The organism is Pseudomonas sp. P4_C3 (assembly GCF_056402075.1).
Map to the genome: position 1 here is coordinate 15,124 of NZ_JBFUIC010000049.1, position 13,882 is coordinate 29,005.

Below are 13,882 nucleotides of genomic sequence, written 5' to 3' on the forward strand. Positions count from 1 at the left end.
TTCTTCTGTGATCACTTGTCTTTGGGGAAGACAGTGCCGAGGTTGCGCCAGTTTTCGTTGGACGCCTGGGCATCCTTGTTCCAGTCCGGGTAGGTGCTCATCATGTCGGGCACCTGGGCCGGCCACCAGCAAGGGTCGGAGCAACCGTAGAGGTCGGCCTCCATCGGCTGGCACAGCGAAGACACACCGCCAAACGCATCGATTTCCCAGCCCGGGTCGGTGGYCGAGGCACAGCCCGCCACAGAACTCATGGCCACCACTTCTTCAATGCGGTTTTCATCCGCGGCCTGATCCAGCTTCAACGCTTTGTTATTGATTGCCTTGAGATGTTTCATATCAGTGAGCCTTGCGCGGAGTGATGTAGCTGCTGATGAACGCAGGGTTATTGGCCATGATCCGGGTGTAGACCTCGATGCCGAAGTCGACCCAGTCACGCATCAGTTCGCAGTAGTGATAGGTCGGGTGCGTCGGGTCGCCGTAGCGGGCGTAGCTCTCGTGGTAGCAGCCGCCGGAACACAGGTTGCGGATCTGGCAGTCCTCGCAGCCGGTGTTGGTGCGATCCAGGCGCTGGGACAGGAAGTCGTTCAACTCCACCTGTTTCACGCCGCTGTGGACGTTGCCGAAGGTCGGCAGGCTCGAACCGGTAAAGCGGTGGCATAGGTTCAGCTCGCCCTTGTGATCCACCGCCAGCATCTTCAGGCCCGCGCCGCATGGCAGGGCTTTCTTGTGGCCTTCGTGGATGTCGGTGATGAGCTGGTGCAGGTTGGAGAAACCGATGTTGCGGTGCTCCAGCGCCGCTTCCAGGTAACGCTTGCCGAGTTTTTTCATGTTGGCGAACACCTGCACCAGCTCATCGCTGGTGAGGTTGAAGCTGCTGATGTCGCCGGAGGTCACCGGGGCAAAGCCGACTTCGGCAAAACCCAGTTCGTTGAACAGGTGATCCCAGATGGTTTCGACGTCGGTCACGCCGGTGGTGAGCGTTACGCGAGCACCGACCGGGCGGCTGTTGTAGCGCGACAGCAGCATCTCGGCCTTGCGCCGCACCACGTCATAGGTACCCTGCCCGCCCACGGTGATGCGGTTGCGGTCGTGCACGGTCTTCGGCCCGTCGATGCTAACGGACAGCCCGAAACGGTGGGCGTTGAGGTAGTCCACGGTTTCTTCGGTGAGCAGCGTGGCGTTGGTGGTCATGACGAATTCGACGAACTTGCCCGCCTCGCGAAAACGCTTCTCGCAATAGTCGACCATGTACTCGATCAGCTTGCGGTTGCTCAGCGGTTCGCCGCCGAAGAACACCACTGTGAAACGCTCTTCGTCCGGGGATTCGCGCAGCAGCATTTCCACCGAGGCAATCGCCGTCTCGACGTCCATCTTCTTGCCCGCCGACGGCTTGTCGAGGTCTTCCTTGTAGCAATAGGTGCAGCTCAGGTTGCAGCCGGTGTTGACGTTGAGCACCACGGTATTGATTGCCGTGCGCTCGACGCGCTTGGTGGCGATGTCCGGGGTCAGCGGCGAACCGTCGCTGACCAGTTCCAGGGCCATCAGTTCGCGCAGGGTCTCGGTGATTTCCTCGCCATTGAACCGCGCGGCCAGGCGCTGGATCAGGTCGTCCGAAGAACAACCGGGCCCGCGCAAGGTATCGATGATGGTGCCCGTCAGTTCATCGCTGGCGAACAGCGAACTGCTGGGGATGTGAAACAGCATGCGGTCGGCATCGACCTGCACTTCGTGCAGGTTGCGTTCGACCAGATTCAAGATAGCGCCCATTGCCAACCTCCTGTGCAAGCCCCGGTTGGCGGGGCTTGCGGTCATTCCGAAAAGTGTCTGAAAGCGTTTTCAGCCAAGCTCACGTTGCAACATCACGGAATGGGTGGATTGTTCCAGCGTTGCACGGTCACGATCATGTGGCCTTCGCCGGTCAGGGACTTCCCTGCGTCGTCGACGGCGGCAATCACCTTGAGGTTGCCGGCATTGTTGGTGGACATCTTGCGTGCCGGGTTCGGCCCGGCATCGCCCGGGGTGAACACGCCGGCGTCGGCCTGCATGGTGCCGGCGAACTTGACGTCTTCGTCTTCCCTGGCGCGGTCGTCGAAGGCTTCGACCTTCCACTGCGCCGGGAACACGCCGATGCGATACGGCTTGCCGTCAGCGCCCTTGCCCCAGGCTTCTGCGTCGAAACGGCCCTGGACCTTCGGCGTCGAACCGCCGCCCTCGCCGATCCGCGCTACCGAAAATTCCGGCACCACTTTGACTTCGGCAATCTTGCTGTACACCGACAGGCTCGGGCCTTTCAGCGTGTCGACGCTGACCGCGCGCGCCCCCGGTTGGGCATTGGCGGCGGCCTTGAGCTTGACCTTGATCTGCTGCGGGCTCTGCGAGACGACTTCGAGCACTTCCACGCCTTTGCCAAAGTTCGGCTTGCCGGTCAGGCCGCTGCCGATCAGGGTCACTTCGGTTTCGCTGCCGGCCTTCAGATAGCCCGGCTGCACCGCCAGCAACCGCTGGGAACCCTGTTTGGCGGCGACGAAGTCCAGGCCGCGCTCGTCGTGCTCGGCCTCGAACATCCGGCCCTGCATCGCATTGCCTTGAGCAGCGAACACCTGGCGCATGGTCACGCCATCGATGGTCACGTTGCCGCGCCATTCGTAGCCGGTGTAGAGAATTGCACTGCCGTCGCCATTGAACGGGCTGCCGTCGGCGTATTGGCCTTTGACGCTGACCTTGAAGGTGTCGCTGCCATCGGCGCTCACGGTCATCACACCGGCCAGTTCACCCTTGCCCGGCAAGTGACCGCTGAAGCTCCAGTCACCCACCAGCGCATCGGCTTTGGGCGCCACGCTCTGCCATTTTTTCCAGGCCGGGTTGTCCATCGGATAACGCTTGGCCAGCAGCGGCACCATGTCCTTGCGGGCGATGTCGAACCAGTCGCGGTCCCGGGCCAGCGCCTGATACTCCAGGGACGGCCACTGACCGAGGTGGAAGTTCACCAGGCGCTCCCACTCCTGCGCCGGACGCCGTTGCAGGGCCACCCGCGCACCGGAGTGGCAGCGGCCGCACATCTGGCTGGTCTGGTCGTCGAAGTGCTCGACGGTATTGAGCCGCCGCTCCAGCGCATAGCGCACGCCGTCGGTTTCGCTCGGCGCCAGGCCCTGGGTGTCGGCCAGGTACTTGACCAGCGTCCGGCGGTCGTCATCGCTGATCTGCAAGCCGTGCATGGTCTGCATCCGGGCAATGCTCATCAGCCAGCCTTCCGGCGTTTTGCGCTGGTGGCTGATGCGGCTGAGGGCGTTTTCGGCTTCGGGGGTGTGACAGCCCTGACAGGTTTCCTTGAGGATGGTCTGGGCGTCGCGGGCTGCCAGGCTAGGGGGTGAATGCAGCGCTACACAAGCAGCTACGGCCAGCAGGCTGGCGCTCATGCCTGATCGGAGTTTTCTCTTCATCAACGTCGAACCTCGCACGGTGCGTTCTTATTGTTGTGGCTTATCGTTTTTTTTTGGTTTCTGCCGTCGGCTTTGATCTGCTGACGGAGGCAAGAGAAACGTCTGCGATGAGCAATACACGGAGCGTGCCAGCTTACGAATACCTCAATGAATCAATGGTTTGCCAGAATCGGCGGGAGTTTTGCCAGTCATGCCATCGCGGCAACACGTTCAATTTCGCGACAACTGTTGCACTCTGAGACAAGCATAGCTTTCTGTAGGAGCGAGCCTGCTCGCGATGGTCGTTAACGATTACGCGTGCTTACCAGTTAAACGCAGCGCTCTTTAGTCCATCGCGAGCAGGCTCGCTCCTACAAAAAGCATTACGTTCCTGATGTACATTTTGTTCGGGACGTCTCACGTCGTCGCAATTTGCGACGTTTATCGATCTCATGGTGATCCACAGAGAATCTGTCACGCCCCACCAGATGGGGCCTTCTGGCCAAAAAAACACAACTGGCACAGCCATTGCGAATGACCTCGCCACACGAACAAGACGAGGTTTCATCATGTCGCTTCCAAATGTGCTTCCCGCCACTTCGGCGTTCATCCAGCGCGCCCCGCGCATGCTGATCGGCGGTGACTGGGTCGAGGCCGCCGACGGCCAGACCATGCCCCTGCACAACCCGGCCACCGGCGAAGTGCTGTGCGTGGTGCCACGGGCAACGCCTGCGGATGTCGACCGCGCGGTACTTGCCGCCCGCCAGGCGTTCGACGATTCGGCCTGGACCCGCACCCGCCCCCGGGAGCGGCAGAACCTGTTATGGAAACTCGCCGACCTGATGCAGCGCGACGCCGAGTTGCTGGCACAGCTGGAATGCCTGAACAACGGTAAAAGCGCGGCGGTGGCCCAGGTGATGGACGTGCAACTGGCCATCGACTTCCTGCGCTACATGGCCGGTTGGGCGACCAAGATCGAAGGTTCCACGGTTGACGTGTCGGCACCGCTGATGCCCAACGACCAGTTCCACAGTTTCATTCGACGTGAAGCGGTGGGCGTGGTCGGCGCCATCGTCGCCTGGAACTTCCCGCTACTGCTGGCCTGCTGGAAACTCGGCCCGGCCCTGGCCACCGGTTGCACCGTGGTGCTCAAGCCCGCCGACGAAACCCCGCTGACCGCACTGAAACTCGCCGAGCTGGTGCTGGAGGCTGGTTACCCCGAAGGCGTGTTCAATGTGGTCACCGGTACCGGCATCACCGCCGGCTCCGCCCTGACTCATAACCCATTGGTGGACAAGCTGACCTTCACCGGCTCCACTGCGGTGGGCAAGCAAATCGGCAAGATCGCCATGGATTCCATGACCCGGGTCACCCTGGAGCTGGGCGGCAAATCACCGACCATCGTCATGGCCGACGCCGACCTGAAAACCGCCGCGGCCGGGGCCGCCAGCGCGATTTTCTTCAATCAGGGACAGGTCTGCTGCGCAGGCTCCAGGCTGTATGTGCAGCGCAAGCACTTCGACAATGTGGTGGCGGACATCGCTGGCATCGCCAACGCCATGAAACTCGGCAACGGCCTCGACCCGAGCGTCGACATGGGGCCGTTGATCTCGGCGCGCCAGCAGGAGCGCGTCTACGGCTACATCGAAAAGGGCCGGGAAAGCGGCGCGACCATCGCCTGCGGCGGTGAGCAGTTCGGCCCGGGGTTCTTCGTCAAGCCGACGGTGATTGTCGATGTCGATCAGAAGCACTCACTGGTGCAGGAAGAGATTTTCGGCCCGGTGCTGGTGGCCATTCCGTTCGACGACGAGGCCGATGCCTTGCGCATGGCCAATGACAGTCCGTATGGATTGGGCGCGAGTATCTGGTCGAATGATCTGGCGGCGGTGCACCGGATGATTCCACGGATCAAGTCAGGGTCAGTATGGGTCAACTGCCACAGCGCCCTGGACCCGGCACTGCCGTTCGGCGGCTACAAGATGTCCGGGGTCGGGCGTGAGATGGGGTATGCGGCGATCGAGCATTACACCGAGTTGAAGTCGGTGTTGATCAAGTTGTAATAGCGGCGTTCTTCAGACCGCCATCGCGAGCAAGCTCGCTCCCACAGGGGATTTGTGTACGACGCAAAACCMCTGTGGGAGCGAGCTTGCTCGCGATGAGGCCGGTCCAGACAGCTCAAACCTCAGGGTTTGAACCCCTGAGCCAACAACCAGCCACGAACCAACCTTCCCTGCTCCAACGTCAATCCGGCCAACACCAGATCCGCTGGCTCGCCGTGTTTTAACCGCCGCACCAACGGCGCCACCTCAACCCCCTGCACATGCCAGATCCCCAACGGCTGATCGACCGTGATCACCACCTCGGCCTCATCGACCAACCCTTCACGCAACACCGGCGCCCGCTCAATCCTCAGCGCATCGAAATCCGCCTCGGCATGGGCCACCTCGGCATCCGGCCATTGCCGTCGTGCCTGCCAGAACGGCTGGTCCGGCCAGCGCTGCTCATCGGCATAGAAATCCCGGCCGATCCGCGCAAACCGCAAAAACAACTGCTCCACCCGCTGTTGGTGAAAACGCTGGGCCAGAGCCGCTCGCTCGGGCTTGCACAGCAGCGTGTTGATCACTGCCGGCGCCTGCAACGCCGAAGACAAGGACTGAAAGATCCCGTTGCCCGACAGCGGGTCGACGGCCATTGCCGCATCGCCGACCCGAATCCAGTTTTCACCACCCACCTGCGGGCTCAGAATCGCCGTGCTGCTGCGGGCGTGCAGTTGTAGATCACACTCCGCTTCACCGGCAAAAAATGCGGCGGCCAGCTTCGAAGCATGGCGCCGCTGTCGGCAGTAATCGAGCAACATGGCCTTGCCCGGCAACCCGGCGCTGGCAACGTCCACTGTCCATTGCCAGTAGCACTGACCGTCGGCGCGTCGCGCCATCCACGCCCAGCCATCCTCAAGGCTTTCTACGGCGCTGGCGGTGCTGCCCGGCGAACCTTGCCAGCGATTGAGCAAGCTGACCGTCTCGGGTCCACGCAAGCCTTTGCCGATAGCGGGGGCCTGACGTCCGCGGGCCTCCACGAGAAACGGCGCGAGCAGTGGTTCGCGTCCGTCGATTTCTATTCGGTGGCCATTGGCCGATGACTGAACCGTCAGCACCCGGCCTTCGATCAGCTCGACCCCCGCCAGGCGCAAATCCTCGCGCAGGCCTCGGTCAAACACCGGACGGTCGAGCAAGTATTCGATGTTCTGCGCATGGTGCTGGCCGTTCCAGCTCACCTGGCGTTGAGAAGGCAGCGCCGCCTCCGTCAACGCCTGATGCAGGCCCGCGCTGCGCAAGGCATCCAGAACCCGCACGGACACGCCTTCGAGCGCGGCAAACCGGCGCCATTCGCTGATCAGCGTGACGCCATGGCCCAGCCGCCGTAGCCCCAGCGCGACGGCGGCGCCGGCCGGTCCGGCGCCAAGAATGACGACGTCGGTCATGGCCCGAAGCGCCGTTCAGGGCCACGGTAACGGGCATGGTCGCGCAACCACTCGATGACTTGCGCATTGCTGGCGTCAGGCTGTTCGGCGAGGAACCCGGCGATGTGCCCGCTCAAGGCGGCACAACCGAGGCTCGCCCCGGATTGCCCCGGATAGGTGCCCTGCACACACGCGGCGAAATCCGCCTGGGCAGTGTTGAGCCACGACCATTCCTGCTCGGCGCAGCGCGCATCGCCGGTCACCCGCACCACCTGCGGATAGTTCGCCGGGAACACCCCTTCCCCCTGGGCCGGGCTCGACGCACACAGCAGCACGCCCCGCGCCACTGCCGCCGCGCAGGCCACGCGCAACAGGCTGCGATCCTGGCRCAGGCCAAGGCTCAGATTGATCAGTCGCACGTCCTGCGCCAGCAGCCAGTCAATCGCCGTGGCGATCTGCAAGGCGCTGGTGACACCGCSCTGGTCGAACACCTGCGCCACGCAAAACAGCGCCGAGGGGGCACGCCGGCCGATCGCCTCGATCACCGCGCTGCCATGCCCCAGCGGGTCGTCGCGCAACTCGCCCTCGGCCAGACCGTCTTCGAGCAATGCAAAGCGCCGACCGGCGATCACTCGCACCCGCTGTGCCGCCGAGTGGCCGCTGTCCACCACACCAATACGCAATTCAGGTTTCATGCAGCACCGTCTTCGAGGTCAGCACGCCGTCGAGCAATTCGAAACGCAGATCGGCATCGGCCAGGGTTGAGGGGCGATGGCTGATCAGGATGCGCGTACGCCCGGCGAACAAGCGGTCGATGGCGTCGATGACTTCGCGCTCGGTGGCTTCATCCACCGCGGACGTGGCTTCATCGAGCACCAGGATCAAAGGGTCCTGCAACAGCGCCCGGGCAATCGCGATGCGTTGCTTCTGCCCGCCGGACAACTGCTGACCGCGCTCGCCCAACGGACTGTCGAGGCCTTCGGGCAAGGACTCGATCAGGCTGTCGAGTTGCGCCAGTCGCGCCACTTCGGCAATCGCTTCGCGGCTGGCGTCCGGCACCGCATAGGCCAGGTTGTCGGCGAGGCTGCCGCGAAACAGCACGATGTCCTGGCTGACGATGGCGATGCGCCGACGCAACTGGAACAGGTCCAGTTCGCGCAGATCGACGTCGCCCAGCAGTACCCGGCCCGATTGCGGATCGTGATGACGTTGCAGCAGGTCAATCAGGGTGGATTTACCTACGCCGGAGCCGCCGCTGAGGGCCACTTTCATACCGTAGGGAATCCGCGCCTCGATGCCGCGCAAGGTCGATTGGCGGCCGGGATGGGCGAAGTGCACGTTGTCGAACCAGAGATCGCCGCCATTGGGCATCGGGCGTGGCGTGACGGGCGTCAACACGGTCGGTTGTTCGCCGCGCAATTCCATGACCCGGCCGAGGCTGACCGTCATCCGCTGAATCGCGACGTAAAGCCCGAGCAGACTCTGCACCGGCCCCACGGCCATGCCCAGGTAAGTGGAAAACGCAATCAGGGCGCCGAGTTGCCAGGTGCCCTGCACCACCCAGTAACCGCCGATCAAGAATGCGCAGGCCCGGGACAGCGAGGTCAGGGTACCGGGCACGGCCTGGGTGAAAAACTCGGTGACTTGCAGGCGCAGCAACTGGCTCATGTAGCCCTGCCCCAGCGTCTCGAGGCGCCGTGCTTCGCGCTGTTGCTGGCCGGCGGACTGGATGAATTTCATCACCGGCAGCGTCTCGACCATGAACGACGACATGTCCGCCGAACGCTCGCGCAACTGCCGCACATCGCGCTCGACCTTGCGCCGCATCCAGCGCAGCCAGAGGACATCGAGGGGAATCAGCACCAGGGCCAGCAGCGATAACTTCCAGGACAAGGTCAGCAGCATCGCCACGGCCACCACCAGGCCGATCACGCTGGACACCGCCGAAAACAGCGAGTCCACGGCAAACCGCTGGATTTCCGCGACGTCGCCATCGAGGCGCGACATCAGGTCGCCGATGCGCCGCTGGCCGTAAAAGCCCGGCGACAGGGTTTGCAAATGCCGGTACAGGTCATCGCGCAAGGCAAACAGCATGCGCCCGGACAATCGCGTGTGCAGGTAGCGGTTGATGCCCGAGAGCGCTGTGCCCAACAACCCGGCGACGATCATCAGCCCGGCAATCAACACCAGCATCGGGAAGTTGCGCGCCAACAGGCCATCATCGATCAGCAGTTTGGTCAGCCACGGCTGCACCAGCACCAGCGCCGAGGCGCAGACCGACAGGCCCAACAGCCCGGCAATCGCCAGGCGATGGGGTCGCACAAAGCTGTACAGCCAGCGCAGCGACGCTTGCAGCGCCTCGGGGTTCTGGCTGTCGATCAGCCGAACGATCAGGCGCTGCATCACGATCGCAACTGTTTGAGCTTGCGATACAGGGTCGCGCGGCTGATACCCAGGGCGTCGGCGGCGGCCGAGACGTTGCCCTGATGCGTGTCCAGGGACTGACGGATCAGCTCCAGTTCGTTTTCCCGGATGCTGCCGGCCTGGGGCCGTTCGCTGGCGGTCAACTCGTCGAGCATGCTGTCGGGCAAGTGGTCGAGGGTCAGCACGGTTTCACCCGGTTCGCGCATGGCCAGTGCGGTGCGCAGAACCATCTCCAGTTGGCGGATGTTGCCCGGCCAGTGATAACCGCCGAGCAAGCGATTGAGATCATCGTGCAGAACCACGATGGGGGCGCCCAGTGTCGTCAGCATGCGGCTGACCAGCGCGGCGAAATCTTCGCGTTCGCGCAGGGCCGGGAGCATCACGCTGATGCCGTTGACCCGGTAGAACAAGTCCTCGCGAAAGTGTTTTTCTTCCACCAGACGCTTGAGGTCGCGATGGGTGGCGCAGATCAGCGCAACGTCGATGTCCTGCTCTTCCCCAGCGCCCAGGGGCGCGACCTTGCGATCCTGCAATACCCGCAACAGTCGGGCCTGCAAGGCCAGGGGCATGTCGCCGATTTCATCGAGGAACAAGGTGCCGCCATGGGCCTGCTGCAAGCGCCCGACCATGCCGCCCCGGCGTGAACCGGTGAACGCGCCTTCGCGATAGCCGAACAGTTCGGACTCGATCAGGCCTTCGGGAATGGCCGCGCAGTTCACTGCCACGAAGGGTTTGTCGCAGCGCGCTCCGGCCATGTRCAGGGCGCGGGCGATAACCTCTTTACCGGTGCCGGTTTCGCCCAACAACAAAACCGGCAGTTCATTGGCCAGCCCCTGGCGGGCCATGCGCAAGGCACGGGCGTAGCGCGTATTGCTGCCGGCGAGCGCTTCCAGATCCGGTTGCGCCTTGGCCGGTTTCGCGACAGTGCGCGGCGGGCTGCTGACGTTGATCGAGCGTTGCGGCGCACGCAGGGTTTTGTAGAAGAATTCACCCTTGGCGGTTTGCAGGCTGCCGGCCCCGCCCTGGTGCAGACGCGCCAACAACTGCAGGCCGTCGACTCCGAGAAACTCCTCGCAGCGTCGCCCGACCAGGGCCGAGCGCTCGGCGTTGAGCAACTGGCAGGCCTGGGCGCTGACCGCCAGGATCTGCCCGCCAAGACTCACGGCCAGCAGGCCTTGCCACGGCGATTCCAGGTATTGCCTGCGGCTGTGGAAGGCCAGGACGATTTCGTCAGGATAACTGGCGTTGAACACCCGGCTTTCAATCTGGCTGACCGCCATGGCCAGCAGCGCAGTGCTGTCGTGGGCACGGCCGAGCGGGCCTTCGCGGGTCAGGTCGAGGACGCCAAGAATGTCGCCTTGGGGGCAATGTATCGGCACCGAAGTACAGGAAAAATCACTGAGGCGATCCAGATAATGTTCGCCGCAATCGATCAGGGTCGGGCGGGCTTCCACCAGTGCCGTGCCGAGGGCGTTGGTGCCGCGAACCGCTTCGCTCCAGCAGGCGCCGAGGGTGATGTCCTGCAGGCCGCTGCCCTTGAGACGGTCAGCGCGGCCTTCGACGGCGAGGATGGTGGCGTCGGAGTTGGCGAGGATGATCAGCCCTTCCTTGCCCTGACGCTCGGCCAGGTAATCGATCGCTGGCAACGCGGCGTCGATCAGCAAGCGGTTGCTTGCCAGCAACACGTCGAGGCTGGCACTCGATTCCAGCGCCAGCTCGTGCTTGGCATTGAAATGCACACCATGGCTCAGACTGCGTCGCCAGGAGGCATCGATTTCCGCACGCAGGACGCCATCCGGCACTTCGCCTTCCAGGTGCAGCTTTTCCCGGGCCAGCCGGGCTTCGCGATGCAGTTTGGGGGAGTTTGTTTTTATTAGCGTCATCAAGCGCTCCGGGTCATCCGCCCTGCGCCTTCATACATCGGCGCCCTGCCGCAATCTTTACGTTAACGTCAGGGCTATGGCAAGTGCCGTAGGGCGCTTGTGTTCCGTCAGGTGGACCGGGTTATCGTTCATCGCGGGCAAGCCCGCTCCCACAGTGTCCGAGTAGAACCGCAGATTTGTGGACGACGCGAAACCTGTGGGAGCGGCGGTGCGGCGATCCGACTTGCCCGCGAAAGCAATCTTCCAGACACCCAAGATCTCAGAGCTGCCAAACCTCAGGGCTCACAAAAAACGCCCGCGCATTATCCTCCAGACTCTCCAGGTGATACCCGCCCTCCTGCACGATCAGGCACGGCAACCCAAGGCTGCGAATCCGCTCACCGAGCACGGCAAACCCTTCGCGGGTCACCGCCACTTTGCTTTGCGGGTCCAGTTCGAAAATGTCGAAGCCCAGGGACAGCACCAGCACCTCGGCGCCAAAGTCCGTCACCGCCTTCAGTGCTACATCCAATTGCTCCAGAAAGTCGGCCTCGCTGGCGCCATGGGCCATCGGCAGGTTGAGGTTGAAACCCTCGCCCGCCCCGACACCGCGCTCATCGGCGAAACCTGCGACACCCGGATAGAAGTTGGTCGGGTCGCCGTGCACCGAAACGTAGAGCACGTCATCACGCTCGTAGAAGATCTCCTGAATCCCTTGCCCGTGGTGCATGTCGGTATCCAGCACCGCTACCCGCGAAAAACCGGCGCGCAATACCTGGGCGGCCACCGCCGCATTGTTCATATAACAGAAACCACCCGCCGCTTCGGCCCGGGCGTGGTGACCCGGTGGACGGCACAGGGCATACGCTGCCGGTTCACCCTCGAGCAACGCCCGGGCACCGGCGATGGCGCTTTGCGCCGACCAGTAAGCCGAACGCCAGGTTTGCTCGCCCACCGGGCAACTGCCATCGGCCAGATAGCGCGCGGCTTGCGCGAGAATTCCGCGCAGGGCATTGGGTTCGCGGACAAAGATGTTCGACATCACTTCGTCACCCCAATCTTCGGGAATCTCTTTCCAGCGCTGATGGGCTTCCTGCAAGAACGCCAGGTACGGTGCGCCGTGCACCGTCAGCAGCAGAGCGAGCCCGGCATCGGCCGGTTGCTCAACGGTAAAACCCAACGCATGAGACGCCTGCACCAGGCGCTGCGCACGCTCCGGCACTTCCTGCGGCGTACGCATCTGGCCACGGGAGTAGTAACTGCGTGGATGGTGGAGCAATTGTTCGGGGTGGAAAAAACTGCGCATGGGATAAATTCCTGTCAGCGAACGTAGGTCTTGAAACCAACCGCATCCCACTGTGGGAGCGAGCTTGCTCGCGATGAGGCCAGCACATTCAACATTGATGGCGACTGATCCACCGCTATCGCGAGCAAGCTCGCTCCCACAGGGATCGTGTTTATTCAGTGCTTCCGGCGCGGGCCAACACGGCGTTGAGCAACACATCAGTGCCCTGGCGCATATCCTCGGGCAGTACGTCTTCGGCTTCGTTGTGGCTAAAACCGCCCACGCACGGGATGAACACCATGGCCGTCGGGCAGAACCGCGCCAGGTGGATCGCGTCATGTCCGGCGCCACTGACAATCGACTGCTGAGCGTAGCCCAGCGCGTCCATGGCCTGTTGTACCGCCGCCACGCAGTCCGCGTCGAACGGCGTCGCCGGGATGATCCAGTGCGGGGTGATCGCCAGTTTCAAACCGCGAGCGTCGGCGATCGCCTGCAGCCGCCCACGGACCTGTTGCTCCATCGCCTCGATGGTTTCATCGCGGTGATGACGCAGGTCGACGGTGAAGTTCACTAGACCCGGGATGGTGTTGTGCGACGACTTGTTGATGCCCAACTCACCGACCGTGGTCAGGCCTTCGGGGGCGAAGTCCGTCGCTTTTACTGTTTGTAGAACGCTTATGCGTGGGCCTTCAGTAGAAATTAAAAATGTGTGCATGCCTCAAGGTAAAACTTGAGCCCGGCCTTAAACCGCTGGAGCACCTGTGGGCGGAGGCTTCCACCTGTGAACTTCGACAAGCCGAGGACGAAATGCAAAAACTGAAAATGCTGCGTCCAAAAATCTCGGGCAAAAAAAATGGCCATCCCAAAGGCGGCCAGGAAAACAGGTGTTGATTCGAAGCAGGAGCTAGCGATTGCGCGCGAGTTATCGTACTGGCATTTCAATTTCAATTTTATGTTCAGCGCACGGAATCAGATGGCGAACCAAGGCGTGCCATCCCATCGTCAGACGCTGAATTTTCAACCTTGCTCTTACGATCAACCGGCTCTTTCCAAAGCGGAAAACAGGCTGACGAACTCCAATGACAGCTTATGGCGTGGAGCCAAGTGGATCATGGGCACCGACGCTTCATGGGACTCACGCATTTTGACCGTGCTGCTCAAATAATCCGGTAACACGGGTAAGCCTTCGGCCACCAACTCGTCGATCAGCATCTGGTGCAAGCTGACACGCGCCACAAATTGGTTGACCACCACACCTTCCACGATCAACGACTCATTATGGTCAGCCTGCAACTCGGCCACTTGCGCGATGACGCTATAGAGCGCCTGACGAGAAAAGCTGTCGCAATCGAATGGAATCAGCACGCGGTCGGCGGCAATCAGTGCGCTGAACGTATAGAAATTCAGGGAAGGCGGCGTGTCGATATAAATG

10 protein-coding genes and 1 pseudogene are annotated in these 13,882 nt (G+C 62.5%); 1 reads left to right on the plus strand and 10 read right to left on the minus strand.

Annotation, left to right across the window (positions count from 1 at the left end):
* Positions 1 to 11: 11 nt before the first annotated feature.
* From qhpC to peaA, 3 genes are all read right to left on the minus strand, one after another.
* Positions 12 to 335, minus strand: coding sequence for a quinohemoprotein amine dehydrogenase subunit gamma (gene qhpC / locus AC1DVH_RS11480; RefSeq protein ID WP_477753899.1), 324 nt, complete (start codon positions 333 to 335; stop codon positions 12 to 14).
* Position 336: 1 nt separating this feature from the next.
* Positions 337 to 1,767, minus strand: a complete 1,431-nt coding sequence (peaB, locus tag AC1DVH_RS11485) for a quinohemoprotein amine dehydrogenase maturation protein (protein ID WP_108231965.1) — start codon at positions 1,765 to 1,767, stop codon at positions 337 to 339.
* 92 nt (positions 1,768 to 1,859) lie between these two features.
* On the minus strand, positions 1,860 to 3,440 hold the full coding sequence (gene peaA / locus AC1DVH_RS11490; RefSeq protein ID WP_477753900.1) for a quinohemoprotein amine dehydrogenase subunit alpha: 1,581 nt from the start codon (positions 3,438 to 3,440) through the stop codon (positions 1,860 to 1,862).
* A gap of 548 nt (positions 3,441 to 3,988) precedes the next feature.
* On the opposite strand from peaA, the gene AC1DVH_RS11495 reads away from it, so the two are divergent.
* Entirely contained in the window at positions 3,989 to 5,479 is a 1,491-nt protein-coding gene (locus AC1DVH_RS11495) for an aldehyde dehydrogenase family protein (RefSeq protein WP_477753901.1), read from the plus strand.
* Positions 5,480 to 5,601: 122 nt separating this feature from the next.
* On the opposite strand, the gene qhpG is transcribed toward AC1DVH_RS11495, so the two are convergent.
* From qhpG to AC1DVH_RS11530, 7 genes and pseudogenes are all read right to left on the minus strand, one after another.
* Entirely contained in the window at positions 5,602 to 6,900 is a 1,299-nt protein-coding gene (gene qhpG / locus AC1DVH_RS11500; RefSeq protein WP_477753902.1) for a flavin-dependent monooxygenase QhpG, read from the minus strand.
* Positions 6,897 to 7,574 carry a subtilisin-like serine protease QhpE gene (gene qhpE, locus AC1DVH_RS11505; RefSeq protein WP_477753903.1) on the minus strand — a complete coding sequence of 226 codons (678 nt, stop codon included), beginning with the start codon at positions 7,572 to 7,574 and terminating at the stop codon, positions 6,897 to 6,899. Before qhpE ends, qhpG begins: the two co-directional genes overlap by 4 nt.
* A complete protein-coding gene (locus AC1DVH_RS11510) occupies positions 7,564 to 9,282 on the minus strand; it encodes an ABC transporter ATP-binding protein (protein WP_477753904.1) in 1,719 nt (572 codons plus the stop codon). Before AC1DVH_RS11510 ends, qhpE begins: the two co-directional genes overlap by 11 nt.
* Complete coding sequence (locus tag AC1DVH_RS11515) at positions 9,282 to 11,186, minus strand: sigma-54-dependent Fis family transcriptional regulator (protein ID WP_477753905.1); 1,905 nt, start codon at positions 11,184 to 11,186, stop codon at positions 9,282 to 9,284. Before AC1DVH_RS11515 ends, AC1DVH_RS11510 begins: the two co-directional genes overlap by 1 nt.
* Positions 11,187 to 11,445: 259 nt before the next feature.
* Positions 11,446 to 12,471: a histone deacetylase family protein gene (locus AC1DVH_RS11520; RefSeq protein WP_477753906.1), complete on the minus strand. Its 1,026-nt coding sequence runs from the start codon at positions 12,469 to 12,471 to the stop codon at positions 11,446 to 11,448.
* 151 nt (positions 12,472 to 12,622) lie between these two features.
* Positions 12,623 to 13,105 (minus strand): annotated as a pseudogene (locus AC1DVH_RS11525) (M20/M25/M40 family metallo-hydrolase); the annotation flags it as partial.
* 380 nt (positions 13,106 to 13,485) lie between these two features.
* A partial coding sequence (locus tag AC1DVH_RS11530; RefSeq protein WP_477753907.1) for a ParA family protein occupies positions 13,486 to 13,882 on the minus strand: 397 nt, incomplete at its 5' end.